General features: G+C 74.2%; 15 protein-coding genes. 3 read left to right on the plus strand and 12 right to left on the minus strand.

The genetic code is table 11. The annotated features are described in order from the left end of the window. Window positions 1–71 precede the first annotated feature (71 nt). The 7 genes from leuS to mbhE form a co-directional block, all read right to left on the minus strand. The gene (leuS, locus tag ACTMS2_RS07990; RefSeq protein WP_441174842.1) at window positions 72–2,912 is read right to left on the minus strand and encodes a leucine--tRNA ligase; all 2,841 of its coding nucleotides are present in this window, start codon (window positions 2,910–2,912) and stop codon (window positions 72–74) included. A gap of 198 nt (window positions 2,913–3,110) precedes the next feature. Continuing rightward, the gene (locus ACTMS2_RS07995) at window positions 3,111–3,515 is read right to left on the minus strand and encodes a cation:proton antiporter (protein ID WP_441175136.1); all 405 of its coding nucleotides are present in this window, start codon (window positions 3,513–3,515) and stop codon (window positions 3,111–3,113) included. Beyond that, window positions 3,512–3,769 carry a monovalent cation/H+ antiporter complex subunit F gene (locus ACTMS2_RS08000; protein ID WP_441174843.1) on the minus strand — a complete coding sequence of 86 codons (258 nt, stop codon included), beginning with the start codon at window positions 3,767–3,769 and terminating at the stop codon, window positions 3,512–3,514. The genes ACTMS2_RS07995 and ACTMS2_RS08000 overlap by 4 nt, the downstream gene beginning before the upstream one ends. 4 nt (window positions 3,770–3,773) lie before the next feature. Then, the gene (locus tag ACTMS2_RS08005) at window positions 3,774–4,181 is read right to left on the minus strand and encodes a Na+/H+ antiporter subunit E (RefSeq protein ID WP_441174844.1); all 408 of its coding nucleotides are present in this window, start codon (window positions 4,179–4,181) and stop codon (window positions 3,774–3,776) included. Beyond that, the gene (locus tag ACTMS2_RS08010) at window positions 4,178–5,644 is read right to left on the minus strand and encodes a monovalent cation/H+ antiporter subunit D family protein (RefSeq protein ID WP_441174845.1); all 1,467 of its coding nucleotides are present in this window, start codon (window positions 5,642–5,644) and stop codon (window positions 4,178–4,180) included. The genes ACTMS2_RS08005 and ACTMS2_RS08010 overlap by 4 nt, the downstream gene beginning before the upstream one ends. Further along, window positions 5,641–5,997 carry a sodium:proton antiporter gene (locus tag ACTMS2_RS08015; protein WP_441174846.1) on the minus strand — a complete coding sequence of 119 codons (357 nt, stop codon included), beginning with the start codon at window positions 5,995–5,997 and terminating at the stop codon, window positions 5,641–5,643. The genes ACTMS2_RS08010 and ACTMS2_RS08015 overlap by 4 nt, the downstream gene beginning before the upstream one ends. Window positions 5,998–6,008: 11 nt before the next feature. Beyond that, window positions 6,009–8,750 (minus strand): hydrogen gas-evolving membrane-bound hydrogenase subunit E, encoded by a 2,742-nt coding sequence (mbhE, locus tag ACTMS2_RS08020; protein WP_441174847.1) that lies wholly within the window; start codon window positions 8,748–8,750, stop codon window positions 6,009–6,011. Between the two features lie 287 nt (window positions 8,751–9,037). On the opposite strand from mbhE, the gene ACTMS2_RS08025 reads away from it, so the two are divergent. The 3 genes from ACTMS2_RS08025 to ACTMS2_RS08035 are packed head-to-tail and all read left to right on the plus strand — an operon-like array spanning window position 9,038 to window position 13,875. Next, window positions 9,038–10,093, plus strand: a complete 1,056-nt coding sequence (locus ACTMS2_RS08025) for an AAA family ATPase (RefSeq protein ID WP_441174848.1) — start codon at window positions 9,038–9,040, stop codon at window positions 10,091–10,093. A gap of 1 nt (window position 10,094) precedes the next feature. Continuing rightward, window positions 10,095–11,393: a DUF58 domain-containing protein gene (locus ACTMS2_RS08030; protein ID WP_441174849.1), complete on the plus strand. Its 1,299-nt coding sequence runs from the start codon at window positions 10,095–10,097 to the stop codon at window positions 11,391–11,393. Between the two features lie 16 nt (window positions 11,394–11,409). Continuing rightward, complete coding sequence (locus ACTMS2_RS08035) at window positions 11,410–13,875, plus strand: transglutaminaseTgpA domain-containing protein (RefSeq protein ID WP_441174850.1); 2,466 nt, start codon at window positions 11,410–11,412, stop codon at window positions 13,873–13,875. Between the two features lie 444 nt (window positions 13,876–14,319). On the opposite strand, the gene ACTMS2_RS08040 is transcribed toward ACTMS2_RS08035, so the two are convergent. The 5 genes from ACTMS2_RS08040 to ACTMS2_RS08060 all read right to left on the minus strand — a co-directional run bounded on the left by ACTMS2_RS08040 (window position 14,320) and on the right by ACTMS2_RS08060 (window position 18,289). After that, window positions 14,320–14,715, minus strand: a complete 396-nt coding sequence (locus ACTMS2_RS08040) for a DUF3040 domain-containing protein (RefSeq protein WP_101411912.1) — start codon at window positions 14,713–14,715, stop codon at window positions 14,320–14,322. A gap of 115 nt (window positions 14,716–14,830) precedes the next feature. Next, entirely contained in the window at window positions 14,831–16,090 is a 1,260-nt protein-coding gene (locus ACTMS2_RS08045; RefSeq protein ID WP_441174851.1) for a DNA polymerase IV, read from the minus strand. Between the two features lie 51 nt (window positions 16,091–16,141). Continuing rightward, window positions 16,142–17,338, minus strand: coding sequence for an alkaline phosphatase family protein (locus ACTMS2_RS08050; protein WP_441175137.1), 1,197 nt, complete (start codon window positions 17,336–17,338; stop codon window positions 16,142–16,144). Beyond that, on the minus strand, window positions 17,290–18,054 hold the full coding sequence (locus ACTMS2_RS08055; protein WP_441174852.1) for a class I SAM-dependent methyltransferase: 765 nt from the start codon (window positions 18,052–18,054) through the stop codon (window positions 17,290–17,292). The genes ACTMS2_RS08050 and ACTMS2_RS08055 overlap by 49 nt, the downstream gene beginning before the upstream one ends. Window positions 18,055–18,115: 61 nt before the next feature. Beyond that, the gene (locus ACTMS2_RS08060) at window positions 18,116–18,289 is read right to left on the minus strand and encodes a hypothetical protein (protein WP_172896422.1); all 174 of its coding nucleotides are present in this window, start codon (window positions 18,287–18,289) and stop codon (window positions 18,116–18,118) included. Window positions 18,290–18,376: the final 87 nt, after the last annotated feature.

Below are 18,376 nucleotides of genomic sequence, written 5' to 3' on the forward strand. Positions count from 1 at the left end.
CGTGGTGCCCGACTCGTCCAGGTCCGGGGACTCCGCCCCCCACCACGACTGCATGATCGATCCAAGAGAAATCAGGCCACCACGGAGACCATGCGGCCCTTGATGACGATGACCTTGCGGGGTTCCTTGCCGGCCAGCGACGACGCGACCGCCTCCAGGGCCGCCGCGCGGACGGTCTCCTCGGACGCGTCGGCGGGGACCTCGACGCGGCCGCGCACCTTGCCGTTGATCTGCACCGGATACGTCACCGTCTCCGCCACCAGCAGCGCCGGGTCGGCGGTCGGGAAGTCCGCGTACGTCAGGGAGGTGTCGTGCCCCAGCCGGCGCCACAGTTCCTCGGCGACGTGCGGGGCGAACGGCGCCACCATCAGCACCAGCGGCTCGGCCACCTCGCGCGGGGTCTCCGCCAGCCGGGTCAGCCCGTTGGTCAGCTCGATCAGCTTGGCGATCGCGGTGTTGAACCGGATCGCCTCCATGTCGCCGCGGACCCCGTCGACCACCTTGTGCAGCAGCCGCCGCGTCGCGTCGTCGGCGGGGGCGTCGGTGACCCGCAGCGCGCCGGTCTGCTCGTCGACGATCGCCCGCCAGACCCGCTGCAGGAACCGGTACGACCCGACGACCGCCCGGGTCTCCCACGGGCGGGACACCTCCAGCGGGCCCATCGACATCTCGTAGACGCGGAACGTGTCCGCCCCGTACGCGGCACACATCTCGTCCGGCGTGACCACGTTCTTCAGGGACTTGCCCATCTTGCCGTACTCGCGGTTGACCTGGGTGTCGCCCAGGTAGAAGCCGCCGTCGCGCTCGGTGACGTCCTCGGCCGGCACGTAGGCGCCCCGGGCGTCGGTGTACGCGTACGCCTGGATGTAGCCCTGGTTGAACAGCTTGCGGAACGGCTCGAACGACGAGACGTGCCCCAGGTCGTACAGCACCTTGTGCCAGAACCGCGCGTACAGCAGGTGCAGCACGGCGTGCTCGGCGCCGCCGACGTACAGGTCGGTGCCACCGCAGTCGCCCTCGCCGCGCGGCCCCATCCAGTACGCCTCGTTCTCCGCGTCGACGAAGCGCTGCGAGTTGGTCGGGTCCAGGTAGCGCAGCTCGTACCAGCAGGAGCCGGCCCACTGCGGCATCACGTTGGTCTCGCGGGTGTAGCGCTTCGGGCCGTCGCCCAGGTCCAGCTCCACCTCGACCCAGTCGCGCCGGCGCGACAGCGGCGTCTCCGGGTTGCTGTCGGCGTCCTCCGGGTCGAACGTGCGCGGCGAGAAGTCGTCGACCTCGGGCAGCTCGACCGGCAGCATCTCCTCCGGCAGCGCGATGGCGGCGCCGGTCTCGTCGTACACGATGGGGAACGGCTCGCCCCAGTAGCGCTGCCGGCTGAACAGCCAGTCGCGCAGCCGGTAGGTCACCGCGCCGGTGCCGTGCCCGTTGGCCTCCAGCCACCCGATGGTCGCCGCCTTGGCCTCGGCCACCCCCAGGCCGTCCAGGTCCAGGCCGCGCTCGGGCGCGGCGCTGTTGATCGCCGGGCCGTCCCCGGTGTACGCCTTGCCGTCGAAGCCCTCCGCCGGCTGCACGGTACGCACGATCGGCAGCTCGAAGACCTCCGCGAACGCCCAGTCCCGCTCGTCCTGGCCGGGCACCGCCATGATCGCGCCCGTGCCGTAGCCGGCCAGCACGTAGTCGGCGATGAAGACCGGGATCCGCCCGCCGGTGACCGGGTTGGTGGCGTACGCGCCGACGAAGACGCCCGTCTTCTCCTTCGTGTCGGCCTGCCGCTCGACGTCGGTCTTGGCCGCCGCCGCCTTGCGGTACGCCTCGACGGCCGCGCGCGGGTTGGCGTGCCCGCCGGTCCACGCGTCCTTCGTGCCCTCGGGCCAGGCGGCCGGCGCCAGCGCGTCGACCAGTTCGTGCTCGGGGGCCAGCACCATGTAGGTGGCGCCGAAGATCGTGTCCGGCCGGGTCGTGAACACCCGGATCGGCTCCACGGTGGTCGGGAAGTCGATGTGCGCGCCGGTGGAGCGACCGATCCAGTTGCGCTGCATCAGCTTGATCGGCTCGGGCCAGTCCAGCGTGTCCAGGTCGTCCAGCAGCCGGTCGCCGTACGCGGTGATCCGCATCATCCACTGCTTCAGGTTGCGCTTGAAGACCGGGAAGTTGCCCCGCTCGGAGCGGCCGTCGGCGGTGACCTCCTCGTTGGCCAGCACGGTGCCCAGCCCCGGGCACCAGTTCACCGGCGCCTGCGAGACGTACGCCAGCCGGTGGTCGTCGACGACGGCCCGGCGCTCGGCGACGGACAGTTCCGCCCACGCCCGCCCGTCGGGGGTCGGCCGGTTGCCGCCCTCGAACTCGGCGATCAGCTCGGCGATCGGGCGGGCCCGCTTCGCGTCCGTGTCGTACCAGGAGTTGAAGACCTGCAGGAAGATCCACTGCGTCCAGCGGTAGAAGTCGGTGTCGATGGTGGCCACCGAGCGGCGCTCGTCGTGGGCCAGGCCCAGCCGGCGCAGCTGCGCCTTGTAGCGCTCGATGTTCGCCACCGTGGTGGTGCGCGGGTGGGTGCCGGTCTGCACCGCGTACTGCTCGGCGGGCAGGCCGAACGCGTCGAAGCCCATCGCGTGCAGCACGTTGCGCCCCGCCATCCGCTGGTAGCGGGCGAAGCAGTCGGTGCCGATGTAGCCCAGGGGGTGGCCGACGTGCAGGCCCGCGCCCGACGGGTACGGGAACATGTCCAGGACGTACAGCTTCTCCGCCCCGGCGCGGGGGTGACCGGGGTCGGCCAGCGGGCCGGTCGGGTTCGGGGCGTGGAACGTCCCCTCCCGCGCCCAGACCTCCTGCCAGCGCTGTTCGATCTCCTCGGCCAGGGCCGCGGTGTACCGGAACGGCGGCACGTCGCTGGCCGGTGCGGCTGCCTCACTCATGGCGTCTCTCCTCGATCCGCTGTTCGTCGTACCGCGGGATGCGGGTCGGTCTCGTCCGGTAGGCACAAAAAAACCCCTCGCGCAGGAGGGGCGGCCGTGCTGTCGCGGATCAGCGCGTCAACACGGCTCGGTAAGAAGCAGACCGGCCACGGACATGCCCCGCAGTCTACCGCCGGGTCGATGGCGACGGCGAGACGGTTACCCACCCGCGGGTCCGCCACCCGCAGGTCCGCCACCCGGCGGGTCGCCTCCGGCATCGGCGGGCGATCCGGCGTCGGCGTCGGCGTCGGCGAGGTCGTCGTAGCGGGTCAGCGCGGCCAACGGGCTGCCCGCCCGGTAGGACGCCACGGCCAGCGCGTAGCCGCCCACGGGCGCGCTGACCAGTTGCAGTCCGACCGCCACGGCCACCACCACCGCGCTGCGCGCATCGAACACCAGCACCAGCACCCCCGCCAGCACGCACACCATGCCCAGGCTCGCCGCCTTGGCCACCGCGTTCATCCGGTTGTAGACATCCGGCAACCGAAGCAGGCCAAGAGCACTGACCGCGATCAGTCCGGTGCCCACGAGCAGCGGAATCGCCGCCAGCACGGTGCGCATCAGCGCGACCGCCGGTGCACCAGGCGGGCCAGGGCGACCGTGGCCAGGAAGGCCACCAGGGTGCCGGTCAGCACCAGGTCCAGCAGGGCCGGGAAGTCCAGCCGGGCGGCCAGCACGGCCACCGCGGCCAGGACGACGAAGAAGCCCAGGTCGAGGGCAGCCGCCCGGTCCGCGTCCGTCGGGCCGACGGCCAGCCGCCAGATCACCGGCAGCACCGACAGCGCGAGCACGACGAGCACCACGTCGAGCAGGAACACGTGCTCACCTCCCATCCGGGTCGCCGGCCGCGGGTGCGGGTCCGGCCGGCTGCCCACCGGCGGGACGGACGGCCGACCGCAGCTTCCGTTGCAGTTCGACGACCTCCCGGCGGAACGCGTGCGGGTCCTCGGCGTACATGCCGTGCACGAAGAGCACCGGCGGGGTCGTGCGGACCGCCACCGTGAGGGTGCCCGGGGTCAGCCCGACGAAGAGCGCCGTCAGCACCAACTCGGTGCTGCTCGCCCCGGGCAGCGGCACCCGGACGATCGCCGGGCGCAGCCGCCAGCCCGGGGTCAGAATCTCCCGGGCGACCACCAGGTTGGCCACCACCAGGCGGGCGACGAACCACCCTAGGAACCGCAGGACCCGCCCGACCCGCACCACCGCCCGCCGCCCCCAGTCCACGCTCACCGGCCGCTCACCGCCCTCAGGTAGGCGTCGGGGTCGAGCAGACCGGCCGCCGCCGTGTCGGCGAGCCCGAGCAGAGGTTGCGCCACCGGGCCGAGCAGCAACGACACGACCGCCAGGGTCAACGCCGGCAGCACCGTCCGGGCCGGCACGCGGGTCGCGGCGGCCTCGTCCGGACCGGGTGGCTCCCCCCAGAACGCCCCGCCCCAGATCTTGAGCATCGAGGCCAGCGTGAGCAGGCTGACGCCGACGGCCACCGTCACCGCCGCCCACTGCCCGGCGTCGCCCACCGCCCTGATCAGCAGGAACTTCGCCACGAACCCGGAGAACGGTGGGAGCCCGGCCAGGGAGAGCGCGGCGCCGGCGAAGGCCAGTGCCAGCACGGGATGGACGGTGGACAGGCCGCTCAGCCGGTCCAGCCGATCCGTCCGGTGGCCGGCGTGCACCGCCGCAGCGCAGAGGAACAGCGCCGTCTTCACCAGGATGTACTGCACCAGGTAGAAGACCGCCGCGGCGAGGCTCGCGGCCGTGAACAGGGCCAGTCCCAGCAGGACGTACCCGATCTGGCTGACCATGTGGAAGGTGAGCACCCGGCGCATGGTGGCCTCGCCGAGCGCGCCGAGCACGCCCACCACCATGCTGAGCAGCGCCGCCACGGCTATCACCCCGAGGTACGCCGGATCGCCGTCGTACACGACGGCGTAGATCCGGATCAGGGCGTAGAGGCCGACCTTGGTGAGCAGCCCGGAGAAGAGCGCGAGCACCACGGGCGGCGCCTCGGGGTAGGTCCTGGGCAGCCAGTCGTGCCAGGGCACCACGGCGCTCTTGACCGCCAGCGCCAACAGCACGACGCCGGCGGCCACGGCCACCGTGGGCGAGGTGCGCGCGGCGGCCGCCAGGTCACCGAACTGCACCGTGCCGGTCACCCCGTAGACCAGCCCGACCCCGGCCAGCAGGATGGTGGAGGCGAGCAGGTTCATCGCCACGTAGACCCGGGCGGCGCCGAGCCGGGTGGCGCCGCCGCCCAGCGCGACGAGCGCGTAGGACGGCACCAGCATGACCTCGATCAGTACGAACAGGTTGAACAGGTCGGCGGTGAGGAACGCGCCGTAGGCGCCGGCCGAGAGCACGAGGACCAGCGGCACGAACAGTGGATGGTGGTCGTCGCCGGATGCGGTGGCCGTGGCGAGGCAGGCCAGCACCACCACCGCGCAGACGGTGACCATCAGCGCGCTGAACGCGTCGGCCGCGAACCCGATCGCCACCAGGGGATGCCAGCCGCCGATCCGCTCGGCCACGACCGTGCCGTCCCGCGTGGCCACCAGCAGCGCGACGGCCAGGAAGAGGACGGCGGCGGTCACGGCGAGGCCCGCCACCCGGTGCGCCGTCCGGCGGCGTGGCGTGGCGAGCAGTACCGCGGCGGTCAGCAGCGGACCGGCGAACGGCAGGACCAGCAGCCGGCTCACCGTTCGTCCCCGCCATCGGCGCCCACGTCGTCCTGCCCATCCTCCGGGGCGCAAGGGTCCTCGGCGGTCCCCTGCTCGCCACCTCCGGTCGGTCCGTCCGCGCTGAGCAGTCCGAGCAGGTAGAGCGTGATGCCGAAGCTGATCACGATGGCGGTCAGCGCGAATGCCTGCGGCAGCGGGTCGGCCATCTCCTCGCCGCCGCCTTCGAAGGCGGGCGTGCGGCGATCCAGCCCGCCAGCGGAGAGCAGCAGCACGTTGACCGCGTGGCCGAGCAGGAGGAACCCGAGAATCACCCGGAGCTGGCCACGCTGGAGCAGCAGGTGCACGGCGGCGGCGACCAGCACGCCGACCATGACGGCGGCCGTCACCTCGGCCGTCCCGTCGGGGCGGGTCGGGTCGGCAGGTCGAGCCGGCGGACCGCCGCCACGATCAATCCGAGGACGATCAGGTAGATCCCGAGGTCGAACAGCAGGCTGCTGGAGAACGGCAGGGTCGCCCCACCGGGCAGACCCACCTTGCCGAGAGTGAGGAACGGGCGACCCAGCGGCAACGCCGCCAATCCCACACCGACACAGAGCAGTAGCCCCGCCACCAGCAGCGGGCCGCTCCGCAACCGACCGAGCAGGGGTGCCGGGGCACCGGCGTATGCGAGGTGGCCCAGCCCGACCGCGGTACCGGCCAGCAGGGCACCGATGAACCCGCCCCCGATCTCCTCATGGCCGCGTACGAAGAGAAAGCCCGACACCACCAGCATCACCGGAGCGAGTAACCGGTGGGCGAACACGAGCACCGGGTCGACGGAGGGACCGGCCCGGGTGCCCCGTCCGGGTCGGGTGATCTGGTCGGAGAGCGAGACCAGCCCCAGCGCCACGACCGCCAGGACCACCGATTCGCCGAGCGTGTCCAGCGCGCGGAACTCCACCAGGATCGTGTTGACCGCGTTGCTCCCGCCGGTGATCGGGGCCGCCTCGGCCAGCAGGAAGCGGCCGGGTGCGGACAGGTCACGGCGGCCGGTCAACGCCGCGGTGCCGGCCGCCGCTGCCAGCCCCGTCGCGCCGGCCAGCACCGCGCCGGCCAGCAGGGCCCGCGGTGCGCCGCCCGGGGGCAGGCGCGGCGGGCGGCGTCGCAGTACCAGCATCACCACGATGGTGGTGAGCACCTCGACCAGCATCAGCGTCAGCGCGACGTCGGGCGCCCCGGCGGTCACGAACCAGACGGACAACAGGAGTCCGACCGTGCCGGTGAGGCCGACCGCCCCCAGCGCCGAGCGGACCGTGACCAGCCCGACCAGGGTCACCACGAGCAGCACCAGCAGCACCGCGTCGCCGGGACGGGTCGCATCGCCCACCGGCGGCGGCAGTGGGCCGAGTCCGACCGCCGCCACCACGGCCAGCAGCGGCACGGCGAGCACCGGCCGGAGCAGGAACGTCGCCGGGCCGGCGGCCCGGGCCGGTCGGGCGACCTGGGCGCCGAGGCGCAGCAGCCGAGCGCGGCCGGCCTCGAACCAGACGGCGAAGGGGGTGGAGGTGGGCAGGCGGCGCAGCAGCCGGTCGGCCCGGGCACGGAACACGAAGAGCAGCGTCCCGAGCCCGACGGTGAGCGCGGAGAGCCCGAGGGCCGGGGTGAAGCCGTGCCAGAACGCCAGGTACGGCGGGTCGCCCTGAGGTCGGGCGTCGTTCGCGGCGCGCTCGACGAGCGGGCTGAGCAGGGTGACGATGGGTCCCAGGGTGGTGGCCAGCACCGCGGCCACCGCTGCGGGGGCGACGAAGGCGCGCGGCGGCGGACGCAGCCCCTGCTGGCGCAGCGGGCCGGTGAAGACGCCGTGCACCAGTCGGGCCGCGTACGCGAAGGTCAGCACCGAGGCCAGCACCCCGAGCCCGGCCGCCAACGGCGCGGTCCAGCGCGGGTGGTGCGCCTCGGCCAGCGCCTCGAAGATCGCCTCCTTGCCGACGAAGCCGATCGTCGGCGGCAGGCCGGCCATGGTGGCGGCGGCGAGGGCGGTGAACACCGCCGTCGCGGGCATGATCCGGTGGAGTCCGGACAGCTTTCGGATGTCCCGGCTGCCGGCCTCGTGGTCGATGATGCCGACCAGCATGAACAGCGTCGCCTTGAACAGCGCGTGCGCGACGGTGTACAGGATCGCGGCCGCGTCCGAGGCGGGGGTGCCCACCCCGACGACCCCGACGATCAGCCCGAGCTGACTCACCGTGGAGTACGCGAGCAGCGCCTTGAGGTCGTACTGGCGCAACGCCAGGAAGGCCCCGAGCACGGCGGTCAGCAGGCCGACCGCGAGCAGCGTCTGCTTCCAGGCGGTCTGACCGCCGAACAGGGCGGAGAACCGCATCAGCAGGTAGATGCCGGCCTTGACCATGGTGGCCGCGTGCAGATAGGCGCTGACCGGGGTGATCGCGACCATGGCGCCGGGCAGCCAGAAGTGGAACGGCACCTGCGCCGACTTGGTGAAGGCCGCGACCAGCACCAGTGCGCCGGCCGCCCAGGCGGGACCGCCCTTCAGCCGCTCCGGTTCGGCGAGGATGCGGCCGATGTCGCTCGTGCCGAGTTCCAGCGTGAGGACCACGACGGCGGCCAGCAGGGCCAGGCCGCCGCCCGAGGTGACCAGCAACGCCCGCACCGCCGGAGGCCCGGCTGCCGGTCTGCCCTGCCCGATCAGCACGAAGGACAGCACCGACGTCAGTTCCCAGAAGACGAACAGGACCAGCAGGTCGTTGGCGAGGACCAGGCCGATCATGGCGGTCGCGAAGAGGGTCAGCAGCAGGTACGTCCGCGTGTGCGACGCCTCGCGGCCCAGGTAGCGCGGACAGTAGGCGAGGATGAGGGCGCCCACCCCGAGCACCAGCAGGGCGAACACGAGGGCGAGGGCGTCCATGCGCAGGGCGGCCGAGACGTCCAGCGAGGGCAGCCACCGCCAGTCGGCCGTGACCGTCCGGTCGGCGAGGACCACCGGGAGCGGGAGCAGCAGCAGCCCGGCCGTCAGCAGGAAACCGGCGGCCAACGGATAGCCGGCGTCGCGACCCAGCCGACGGGACAGCAGGGGTACGCAGGCCGCGAGCACGACCTGCCAGACGAGGACGGCTGCCAGGATCATGCCGGGCGGCGGTCGGTAGCCGACGGCGGCGCCGGGTCGGTCATGTTCGCTCCCGTCCGGATCAGGAGCGGCGTCTACCCCCTGGGCGGGGACGCATGCGTCCCCCGACCGGCGAAATTTCCGCGCGTAACCGACGGACTACCTGCAGGGGTCGGCGACAGCGACAAACATGGTTAGCCTGAGAGACCAATGAGATTTCTGCGGCAGACGAGGCTCGGCGTCGCGAACCCTACGGCGGGTCCAGCTGCTCTATACAGAGCTGCCGTCCGGCGACGAGGAGGAGGCCCGTGACACAACAGACCTGGGACGAGGTGGGCGGCCTGCTGCCGCACGACGAGTTCCGCGCCGCCAGCGAAGCCATCGTGTCGAACATCGAGCAGGTCATCGAGGGCAAGACCGCCACCGTGCGGCTCGCCCTGGCCGTCCTGCTCGCCGAGGGCCACCTGCTCATCGAGGACGTGCCCGGCGTCGGCAAGACCAAGCTCGCCAAGGCCATGGCCCGCTCGATCGACTGCTCCGTGCGCCGCATCCAGTTCACCCCCGACCTGCTGCCCAGCGACGTCACGGGCGTCAGCGTCTACAACCAGGAGACGCACGACTTCGAGTTCCGCCCCGGCGCGGTCTTCGCCAACCTGGTCGTCGGCGACGAGATCAACCGCGCCTCGCCGAAGACGCAGTCCGCGCTGCTGGAGTGCATGGAGGAGCGCCAGGTCACCGTCGACGGCGTCACCTACCACCTCCAGACGCCGTTCATGGTCGTCGCGACGCAGAACCCGATCGAGATGGAGGGCACCTATCCCCTCCCCGAGGCGCAACGCGACCGCTTCACCGCCCGCATCGCGATGGGCTACCCGGACCCGAGCGCCGAGCTGGCGATGCTCGACGGGCACGGCGCCACCGACCCGCTGGACGAGCTGCGGCCGGTCTCCGACGCCAACATCGTGCGGCAGCTGATCGGCCACGTCCGCCAGGTGCACGTCGCCGACGCGGTCAAGCAGTACGCGATCGACCTGGTCACCGCCACCCGCGAGGCCGCCGACCTGCGCCTCGGGGCCTCCCCCCGGGCCACCCTCCAGCTGCTGCGCACCGCCCGCGCGGTGGCCGCCCTGGAGGGACGCGACTACGTCCTGCCCGACGATCTCCAGGTGCTGGCTGTGCCGGTGCTCGCGCACCGGATCATCCCGACCGCCGACGCCCAGCTCGCCCGGCGTACGACCGACGCGATCGTCTCCGAGCTGGTGCACCGGCTGCCGCTGCCGCACGACCGCGGGCGCTCCCCGTACGACACCCGCCCGACGGGCGAGGGCAACGGCCGAGCCACGTACGAGCCGCGGAGGCGGTGACGTGCGCGACGGGCTGCGAGGGCTGACCACCCGCGGCCGTTCGTTCCTCGCGGCCGCGGTCGCGGCGGCGGTCTCGGCCGGCATCCTCGGCGAGAAGGATTTGCTCCGGGTCGCCGTGCTGCTGGCCATCCTGCCGCTGCTGGCGGCGGCCTACGTCGGGCGCAGCCGCTACAAGCTGGCCTGCAACCGGTCGCTGGACCCGCACCGGGTGCCCGTCGGGGCGAGTTCCCGGGTAGTGCTGCGGTTGCAGAACCTGTCCCGGCTGCCCACCGGCACCCTGCTGCTGGAGGACCGGCTGCCGTACGCGCTGGGCAGCCGGCCCCGCGTGGTGCTGGAGCGGCTCGGCGCCCACCAGGCCAGCTCGGTGGCCTATACGGTGCGCGCCGACGTGCGCGGGCGCTACGAGGTGGGCCCGCTGGTGGTCCGGATGACCGACCCGTTCGGGCTGTGCGAGCTGAGCCGCGCGTTCCCGAGCACCGATCACCTGACCGTCATCCCGCAGGTCACCCCGCTGCCCTCGGTGCGTCTGCCCGGCGAGTACGCCGGCAGCGGCGACAGCCGGGCCCGCTCCGTCGCCGTGCACGGCGAGGACGACGCCGCCACCCGGGAGTACCGGATGGGCGACGACCTGCGCCGGGTGCACTGGAAGTCGACCGCGCGCACCGGCGAGCTGATGGTGCGCCGGGAGGAGCAGCCCTGGGAGAGCAGGGCCACCGTCGTGCTGGACACCCGCGCGTACGGCCACCGCGGCGACGGGCCGACGGCCTCCTTCGAGTGGGCGGTCTCCGCCGCGGCGAGCATCGCGGTGCACCTGCGGCAGGCCGGCTACAAGCTGCGTCTGGTCACCGGCTCCGGCGCCGACGTGGACGCCTCCGAGGCGACCGGCGACGGGGTGCTCCTCGACCACCTCGCCGAGGTGCGGCTCGACAAGAAGGGCGAGCTCACCACCCTCGTGCAGCGGGTCCGGCAACGGGCGGACGGCGGCCTGATCATCGGGCTGTTCGGCTCGGTGAGCACGGCCGAGGCCGAACTGCTCGCCGGGCTGCGCGGCAACGGCGCCACCTGCGTCGGCTTCCTGCTCGACAGCTCCACCTGGCTCAACCTGCCCGCCAAGGCCCGGGCCGAGGCCGACCACGCGCACGGCGCCGCCGCGCTGGCCATGTTGCAGAGCGGCTGGCGGGTCATCGGGGTCGACCACGGCACGCAGCTGCCCGCGCTGTGGCCGCAGGCGGCCCGTGGTTCGCAGGGCTTCGCGCTGCGGGCGGCCATGGCCGAGACGGTGGCCGGCGGCATGCGATGAACGGAAGGGTCCCCTCATGATCGCCCACCGGAACCTGGGCTTCGTGGCCGCCGTGGCGACGCTGCTCGCCGCCGCCCCGCTGTCGGCCATCTTCGAACGCTGGACGTGGCTGATCCAGGCGACGATCGCGGTGGCGGTGGTCGCCGCCGTCGCCGCGCTCGCCCGGGCGGCGCGGGTTCCGCTCTGGGGCCAGGCGCTGGGCATGCTGGCCGGCCTGACGCTGGCCCTGACCTGGCTCTTTCCCGGCGGCGGCGAGCTGCTGGGCATCGTGCCCACCCCGTCGACCTTCACGCACTTCGGCGAGCTGCTCGACGGCTCGCTGGAGGACATGCGCTCCTACGGCGTCAAGGTGCCCGACACCGATCCGCTGCTGTTCGTCACGGTCCTCGGGATCGGCGGGGTGGCCGTGGTGGTCGACGTGCTCGCCGTCGGGCTGCGTCGCCCGGCGCTGGCCGGCCTGCCGATGCTGGCGATCTACTCGGTGCCCGTCGCGGTCTACGTGGACAGCGTCCCGGCGGTGCCGTTCGTCGTCGGCGCCGCCGGCTTCCTCTGGCTGCTGGTGACCGACAACGTCGAGCGGGTCCGCCGGTTCGGCCGACGGTTCACCGGCGACGGGCGCGACGTCGACGTCTGGGAGGCGTCGCCGCTGGCCGCCGCCGGGCGGCGGCTGGCCGCGGTGGGGGTGGCGCTGGCCGTGCTGCTGCCGCTGGCCGTACCGGGCATGACGGGCGGGCTGCTCGACACGCTGGGCGCGGGTTCGGGCAACGGCAACGGCAACGGGCGCCCCGGGCAGGGCGGGACCGGCCGGATCGACCTCTTCGCGGCGCTGAGCGGGCAGCTCAACCAGTCCGAGGTCGCCGACCTGGTCAAGGTCACCACGAACGAGCCCAACCCCTTCTACCTGCGCTTCGGGGTGGCCGACAAGCTCACGCCGAGCGGCTTCCGGGAGGGCACCCCCACGGGGCGCCCCGTCGACGACCTGCCGGCACCGTCCGCGCGGGGCGCCGAGCAGCGGAGGTACCAGGCCACGGTCGAGGTGACGAAGAACCTCACCATGCCGCTGCTGCCGGTCTACACCGAACCGGTGCGCACCGAGGAACTGAGCGGCAACTGGGCGTACGACCCGAGCCTCCAGGTGATCTTCTCCAACCGGGACAACTCGCGCGACAAGCGCTACGCGTTCGAGTACGTGCGCTCGACCTACACGCCGGCGGCCCTGCGCCGGTCGCCGCCGCTGCCGGCCGACCACGCCGTACGGCGCCTGCACCCCACCCCGCCGCCGGTGCCCGAGGTCGAGGAGCTGGTCTCCACTCTGGTGCGGGGCGAGGACACGGAGTACGACAAGGTCCGCGCGATCTACGACCACTTCTCCTCGGACAACGGCTTCACCTACTCGCTGAGCACCAAGGGCGGCACCAGCGGGCGGGAGATCGTCGACTTCCTCGACAACAAGGTCGGCTTCTGCCAGCAGTACGCCGCCGCGATGACGTGGCTCGTCCGGGCCGCCGGCATCCCGGCGCGGGTGGCGTTCGGCTTCGCCAACGGCAGCAACTCCAGCGAGGGCACCTACACCCTGACGAACCGCAACCTGCACGCCTGGACGGAGGTCTACTTCAACGAGGTCGGCTGGGTGCCGTTCGACGCCACCCCCGCGTACGGCGTGCAGGGCTCGACCCGCTCGGCCTGGGCGCCGGACACCGACGCCCCGGAGGAGCAGGCGCCGGCCCCCGGCCCGTCGAGTGCCCCCGGCGGCGCCGACCCGTCGGCCGGGCCGGCGGGGCCGGCAGGTCCCGAGGAGGACTTCGACTCCGGCCTGGCCCTCGGCGACGCGGCGGCGACCGAGCGGCGTCCGGTCTGGCCCTGGTACGCCGCCGGCGCGGTGCTGGCCCTGCTCGTCCTGCTCGCCCTGCCGGCCCTGCGGAGGGCGGCCCTGCGCCGGCGGCGCAGCGGCCCGGCGGCCCCGGCAGCGACGCCGGTACGCCCCGAGGCGGCCGGCGACGCGCCCGCGGACGGGCGGCGCATGGTGGTGCTGGCGGACGCGGAGCGGGCGCGGGCGGACGCGCACGCCGCCTGGGACGAACTGCTTGACACGCTGGTGGACTACCGGGTCCGGATCGACCGCACGGAGACCCCCCGGGCGACCGCCGGTCGGCTGTCCCGGGAGGCGCTCACGGCCGACGCGGAGGCGGTCACGGCGGTAGGCCTGCTCGGCCGCGCCGAGGAACGCGCCCGCTACGCCCGTGACCCGCTGACCGGCGAGAAGCTCCTGCCGGCCCTGCGCGCCGTACGCGCCGCGCTCGCCGCGCGGGCGGACCGGCGCACCCGCCTGATGGCGGCGGTGCTGCCGCCGTCGGTGCTGCTGCGCTGGCGCACGGGCACGGCCGAGGCGTCGTCCCGGCTGGTGGCGGCGGGCGGACGGGCCCGGCACCGGTTGCTGCGCTGGAGCCCGCGTCGCCTGCTGGCCGACCGGGTAGCCCGCTGACCGACGGCCGAACGGGCCGGTAGGGCGTCCTCGCCCTGCCGGCCCGTCGCGTTCGCGGGGCCGCGCCGGGACGGGTGCCCCCCAGGTGCCGGGCTGTCGGGAGCCGACCGGGCCCAGCGCGGACCGGACGACGGGGCTGGCAGGGCGCACCGGGGGCGACGCGAGCCGGGGCGGGGGTGACGCGAGCCGGGCCAGAGCAAGGAGGACCCGGGCCGGCTGAGCCGAACGGGCCCCGAGCGGGATGCCGGAGCCGGCTGAGCCGAACGGGCCCCCGAGCCGGGGCTCAGGGCCGGTGGGCGTGCCGGGACATGCGAGGAGGCACGCCCCGAGGGCGTGCGGAATCGTCAGGGGCCGCCGGGCGTGCCGGCGGCCGACTCGTCGGCGCGGCCCGGCTCAGTGCCGGGCCGGACTCAGCGGTAGGCCCGACTCAGTGTCGGGCCGGGCTCAGCGGTGTCCCTCCGGGCGCTGCCGCCACCGGTCCTCCATCCGATCCAGGATCGAGGGCCGGCGACCCGACCGACCTCGGGGGCGACGACGACTCGTCGTCCCGCCGACGACGTGCAGGTCGGGCGACTGCGCCCGACGATGCGACTGCACCGCGAACGCGGCCGAGGCCAGCATGACGACGAAACCCGCCACTGCCAGCGGCGGAAGCTTGATCACCGCGCCGTAGACCAACAGGGCCAGCCCGGCGATCATCAAGCCGGCAGCGACGAGCAGGCGACGCCGCGCGTGGAAGCGCGGATCGCTGGCGCGCACGGCCGAGGCGAATTTGGGGTCCTCGGCAAGCGACCGCTCGATCTGCTCGAACAGCCGCTGCTCGTGCTCCGAGAGCGGCACGGCACTCCTCCCCGGTCACGTTGGTCGGCCCGGGCGGGCCGACAGACCGTGGCAGCCAACCGGCTGCTTACCCGCAAGTCTACGAGGGCCCCCGCGCGTCGGAAAGCGGGACGACCTACGGCCGGGGAGGATTTTCATTTCGTCGCCCGTCCCGGGGCCCCAGCAGACTGGCCGGACCTATGACGGACCGCCCGAAACGGGCAGCCGCGGCGTCGGCTGCGGCCTCCGCTTCCCGCCAGCCCCGCTCGGGCGCGCCGAGGGTGAGCTGTCGCGGGGTCTCCTGCGCGGCGGCGAGCCCCTCGACGCGTACGCCCACCAGTCGGATGGGATCACCGGGGTCGAGCGCGGTGTAGAGCGCCCAGACGGTGTCGAAGATCTCCCTGGCGACGTCGGTCGGTGTGCCGGCCGTGCGGGAGCGGCTGACGGTGCGGAAGTCGGCCAGCCGCACCTTGAGCGACACGGTGCGCCCGACCTGCCCGGCCCGGCGCAGCCGGACGCCGACCTTCTCGGCGAGCGCGAGCAGCGCCCGGCGGATCTCCAGCGGGTCACCCACGTCGACGTCGAAGGTCACCTCGGCGCCGATCGACTTCTCCACGTGCTCCGGACTGACCCGGCGCGGGTCCCGTCCCCAGGCCAGCTCGTGCAGCCCGGTGGCGGCCGCCTCGCCGAGCGCCTTGCGCAGCATGCCCATCGGCGCGGCGGCGAGATCGCCGATCGTGGCCAGGCCCAGCCGGCGCAGCGTCTCGGTGGACCGCTCCCCCACCCCCCACAGCGCCGACACCGGCAGCGGGTGCAGGAAGTCGAGCACCCGGGCGGCCGGGACGACGAGCAGGCCGTCGGGCTTGGCGCGGGTCGAGCCGAGCTTGGCCACGAACTTGCTCGGGGCGACGCCGACCGAGCAGGTCAGCCCCTGCTCGGCGGCGACCCGCTCACGGATGCGCCGGGCGATGGCGGCCGGCGGGCCGAACAGCCGCCGGGCGCCGGCCACGTCGAGGAACGCCTCGTCCAGGGAGAGCGGCTCGACCAACGGGGTCACGTCGCGGAATATCTGCATGACGGCGGTGGAGGCCGCCGAGTATTGCGGGAAGTCGGGCGGCAGGTAGACCGCCTGCGGGCAGAGCGCCCGGGCCCGCGCGGTGGGCATCGCGCTGCGTACGCCGTAGCGCCGGGCCTCGTAGCTGGCGGAGCTCACCACCCCGCGCGGGCCGGTCCCGCCGACCACGACGGGCCGACCGCGCAGCTCCGGACGGCGCCGGACCTCGACCGAGGCGAAGAAGGCGTCCATGTCGACGTGCAGGATCGGGCAGCCGGAATCGTCGGCGTCCGGCCCGAACCGGGGATCGCCGCCCCGGGGCAACGACTGGCTGCGACCCATCCCCGCAGGCTAGCCCGGACCTGCGACATCCCCGCCCGGCGGGCCCGCGCGTCAGCCGCGTACGACCAGCAGCGGGATGGTCATCTCGGCCGCCGTGTCCGCCCCGTGGTACGCCACCAGCCGGGAGACCGCCGGCGGCTCGGAGCGGGAGGCGGTCACCGCGTACGTGGCGTTGCAGATCACCACCACGTCGCCGATGCGGAGCAGGTGCTCCTCCGCCACCGGGCCGAACCAGCCGGCCGCCACCACCTCGTCGCGCGTACGCACCCGGGCCGCGTCGCCGAGCACCGCCGACCAGGCGGCCACCACGTCGTCCACGGCGCCGGGGGTGACGTGCAGGTAGCGGACCCGGGGCTCCCCGGCGACCACCTCCAGCCCGGGGCGCAGCCGGGGGTCGGTGTCCAGGTCGAAGCGGTGCCCGGCCGGGATGTCGAGCTGGCCGTGGTCGGCGGTGACCAGCAGCGCGGCGTCGGGCGGCAGCCCGTCGACGAGCCGGGCCAGCAGCCGGTCCACCTCGGCCGCGGCGATACGCCAGGGCGCCGAGTCGACGCCCGTGAGGTGGCCGTGCCGGTCCAGGTCGGGGTGGTAGCCGGAGACCAGCGTGGGTCCCGCGCCGGCGGCCAGGGCGGCGAGCATCCGTTCGGCGAGCGCGTCGACGCCGGACGCGCCCCGGTAGTCGCCGCCCCGGTTGGCGGCCAGCGTCAGCCCGCTGCCGCCGAACTCCGGACGGCTCACCACGGTCACCGCGACCCCGGCGGCACGGGCCCGTTCCAACTGCGTACGCACCGGCTGCCAGCGCAGCGGTGCCGGATCGGCCGCCCACTCGATGTGGTTGAGCACCCGGTCGGTCCCCGGCACCCGCACCGTGAACCCGAGTACGCCGTGCACGCCGGGGGCGGCGCCGGTGCCCAGCGTCACCAGGCTGGTCGGCGTGGTCGACGGGAAGCCGGAGGTCAGCTGCCGGCCGGCGGTGGCGGCGAGCCCCGCCAGGGTCGGCGCGTACGGGGCGGCGGTCGGGATCTGGTGCCAGCCGAGGCCGTCGACGAGCAGCACCGCGATCCGGCGTACCCCGGGCAGCGCGGCCCGCAGCCCGAGCGGGTCGGCGGCGCCGGGCACGCCGAGCACGGCGAGCGCGGCGGGCAGGACGTCGGCGAGGCTGGCGTCGCCGTAGCGCGGCCCGACGATCTCCAGCGGGTCGGTCACGGGCGGCGGGCGAACAGGTGCAGCTGGGCGGCGAGGTCCCGCCAGGGCGCCCGCGCGGCGAGTGCCCGTTCCAACTCGACCAGGGCGGCCGGCTGTCCGTCGGCGACGGCGGCGGGGAGGAGGTCGGCGAGCACGCGTACGCCGTGGATCTCCTCGACGACGAGCCCGGCGGCGGCGAGCAGCGCGGCGGCGCGGTCGGCGTCGTAACGTCGGCGCAGGGTGTCCCGGCTGCCGGCGGTGCCGGCCGGGTCGGCGGCCAGCGCGGCGGCGACGTCCAGGTGCCCGTTCATGGCCCGGCCGAGCACCGCGGCGGCCCGGCCGGCGACCAGCACGCTCGCGGCGCCGCCCGGGCGCAGCGCGGCGGCCAGCGCGGCCACGACCGCCGCCGGGTCGTCGACGACCTCCAGCACGGCGTGGCAGAGCACCAGGTCGGCGCTGCCCGGCTCGACCAGGCCGGCGAGCGCGTCGCCGTCGCCCTGCACGGCGCGGACCCGCTCGGCCACACCGGCCTCCGCGGCCCGGCGGGTCAGCGCGGCGAGCGCGTCGGGGCTGGCGTCGACCACGGTCACCCGGTGCCCGGCCTGGGCCAGCGGCACGGCGAAGCCGCCTGTGCCGCCGCCGACGTCGAGGACGGTCAGCGCGGCGCCGGTGCGGCGCTCCAGCTCGGCGCGCAGCACCGACCAGATCACGACGGTACGGGGGGTCAGCGGCGGCCCGGCGAGCCGGCCTGGGGTCTGCTCCACCCGGTCGAGCCTAGTCACCCGGTCCAGCCGAGCCGAGTCGCACCGGCGGCGACCCGGCCGGCTCCCGGACCACGGAAGGTCAGGACTCGCCGGTGGCGGCGTCGTCCTCGGCGCGCGAGCGCAGGGCGTTGGCCACCGGGCCCTCGACGATCTCGTACTCGCGCGGTTCGGTGTGGTGGCTCGGGGTCCAACCGGCGCCGAGCCGGGTCCGCCGGGAGTTCGCCACCCCGCCGCTACGGTCGTTGTTTCCCATGATCGTTCGTCCCCCTCGTGCTCACGCGGGCCACTCTGCCCGCGCGAGCTGGAGTGTCCCTCCATCGGGCGCGGAAAACCGTAATGT

The organism is Micromonospora sp. SD12 (genome assembly GCF_052068495.1).
GTDB lineage: Bacteria > Actinomycetota > Actinomycetes > Mycobacteriales > Micromonosporaceae > Micromonospora > Micromonospora echinofusca.

Coding starts and splice junctions, on each gene's coding strand:
- mbhE (WP_441174847.1), bottom strand. CDS start 8,750: ATGATCCTGGCAGCCGTCCTCGTCTGGCAGGTCGTGCTCGCGGCCTGC.
- ACTMS2_RS08045 (WP_441174851.1), bottom strand. CDS start 16,090: ATGGGTCGCAGCCAGTCGTTGCCCCGGGGCGGCGATCCCCGGTTCGGG.
- ACTMS2_RS08060 (WP_172896422.1), bottom strand. CDS start 18,289: ATGGGAAACAACGACCGTAGCGGCGGGGTGGCGAACTCCCGGCGGACC.
- ACTMS2_RS08015 (WP_441174846.1), bottom strand. CDS start 5,997: ATGGTCGGCGTGCTGGTCGCCGCCGCCGTGCACCTGCTGCTCCAGCGT.
- ACTMS2_RS08035 (WP_441174850.1), top strand. CDS start 11,410: ATGATCGCCCACCGGAACCTGGGCTTCGTGGCCGCCGTGGCGACGCTG.
- leuS (WP_441174842.1), bottom strand. CDS start 2,912: ATGAGTGAGGCAGCCGCACCGGCCAGCGACGTGCCGCCGTTCCGGTAC.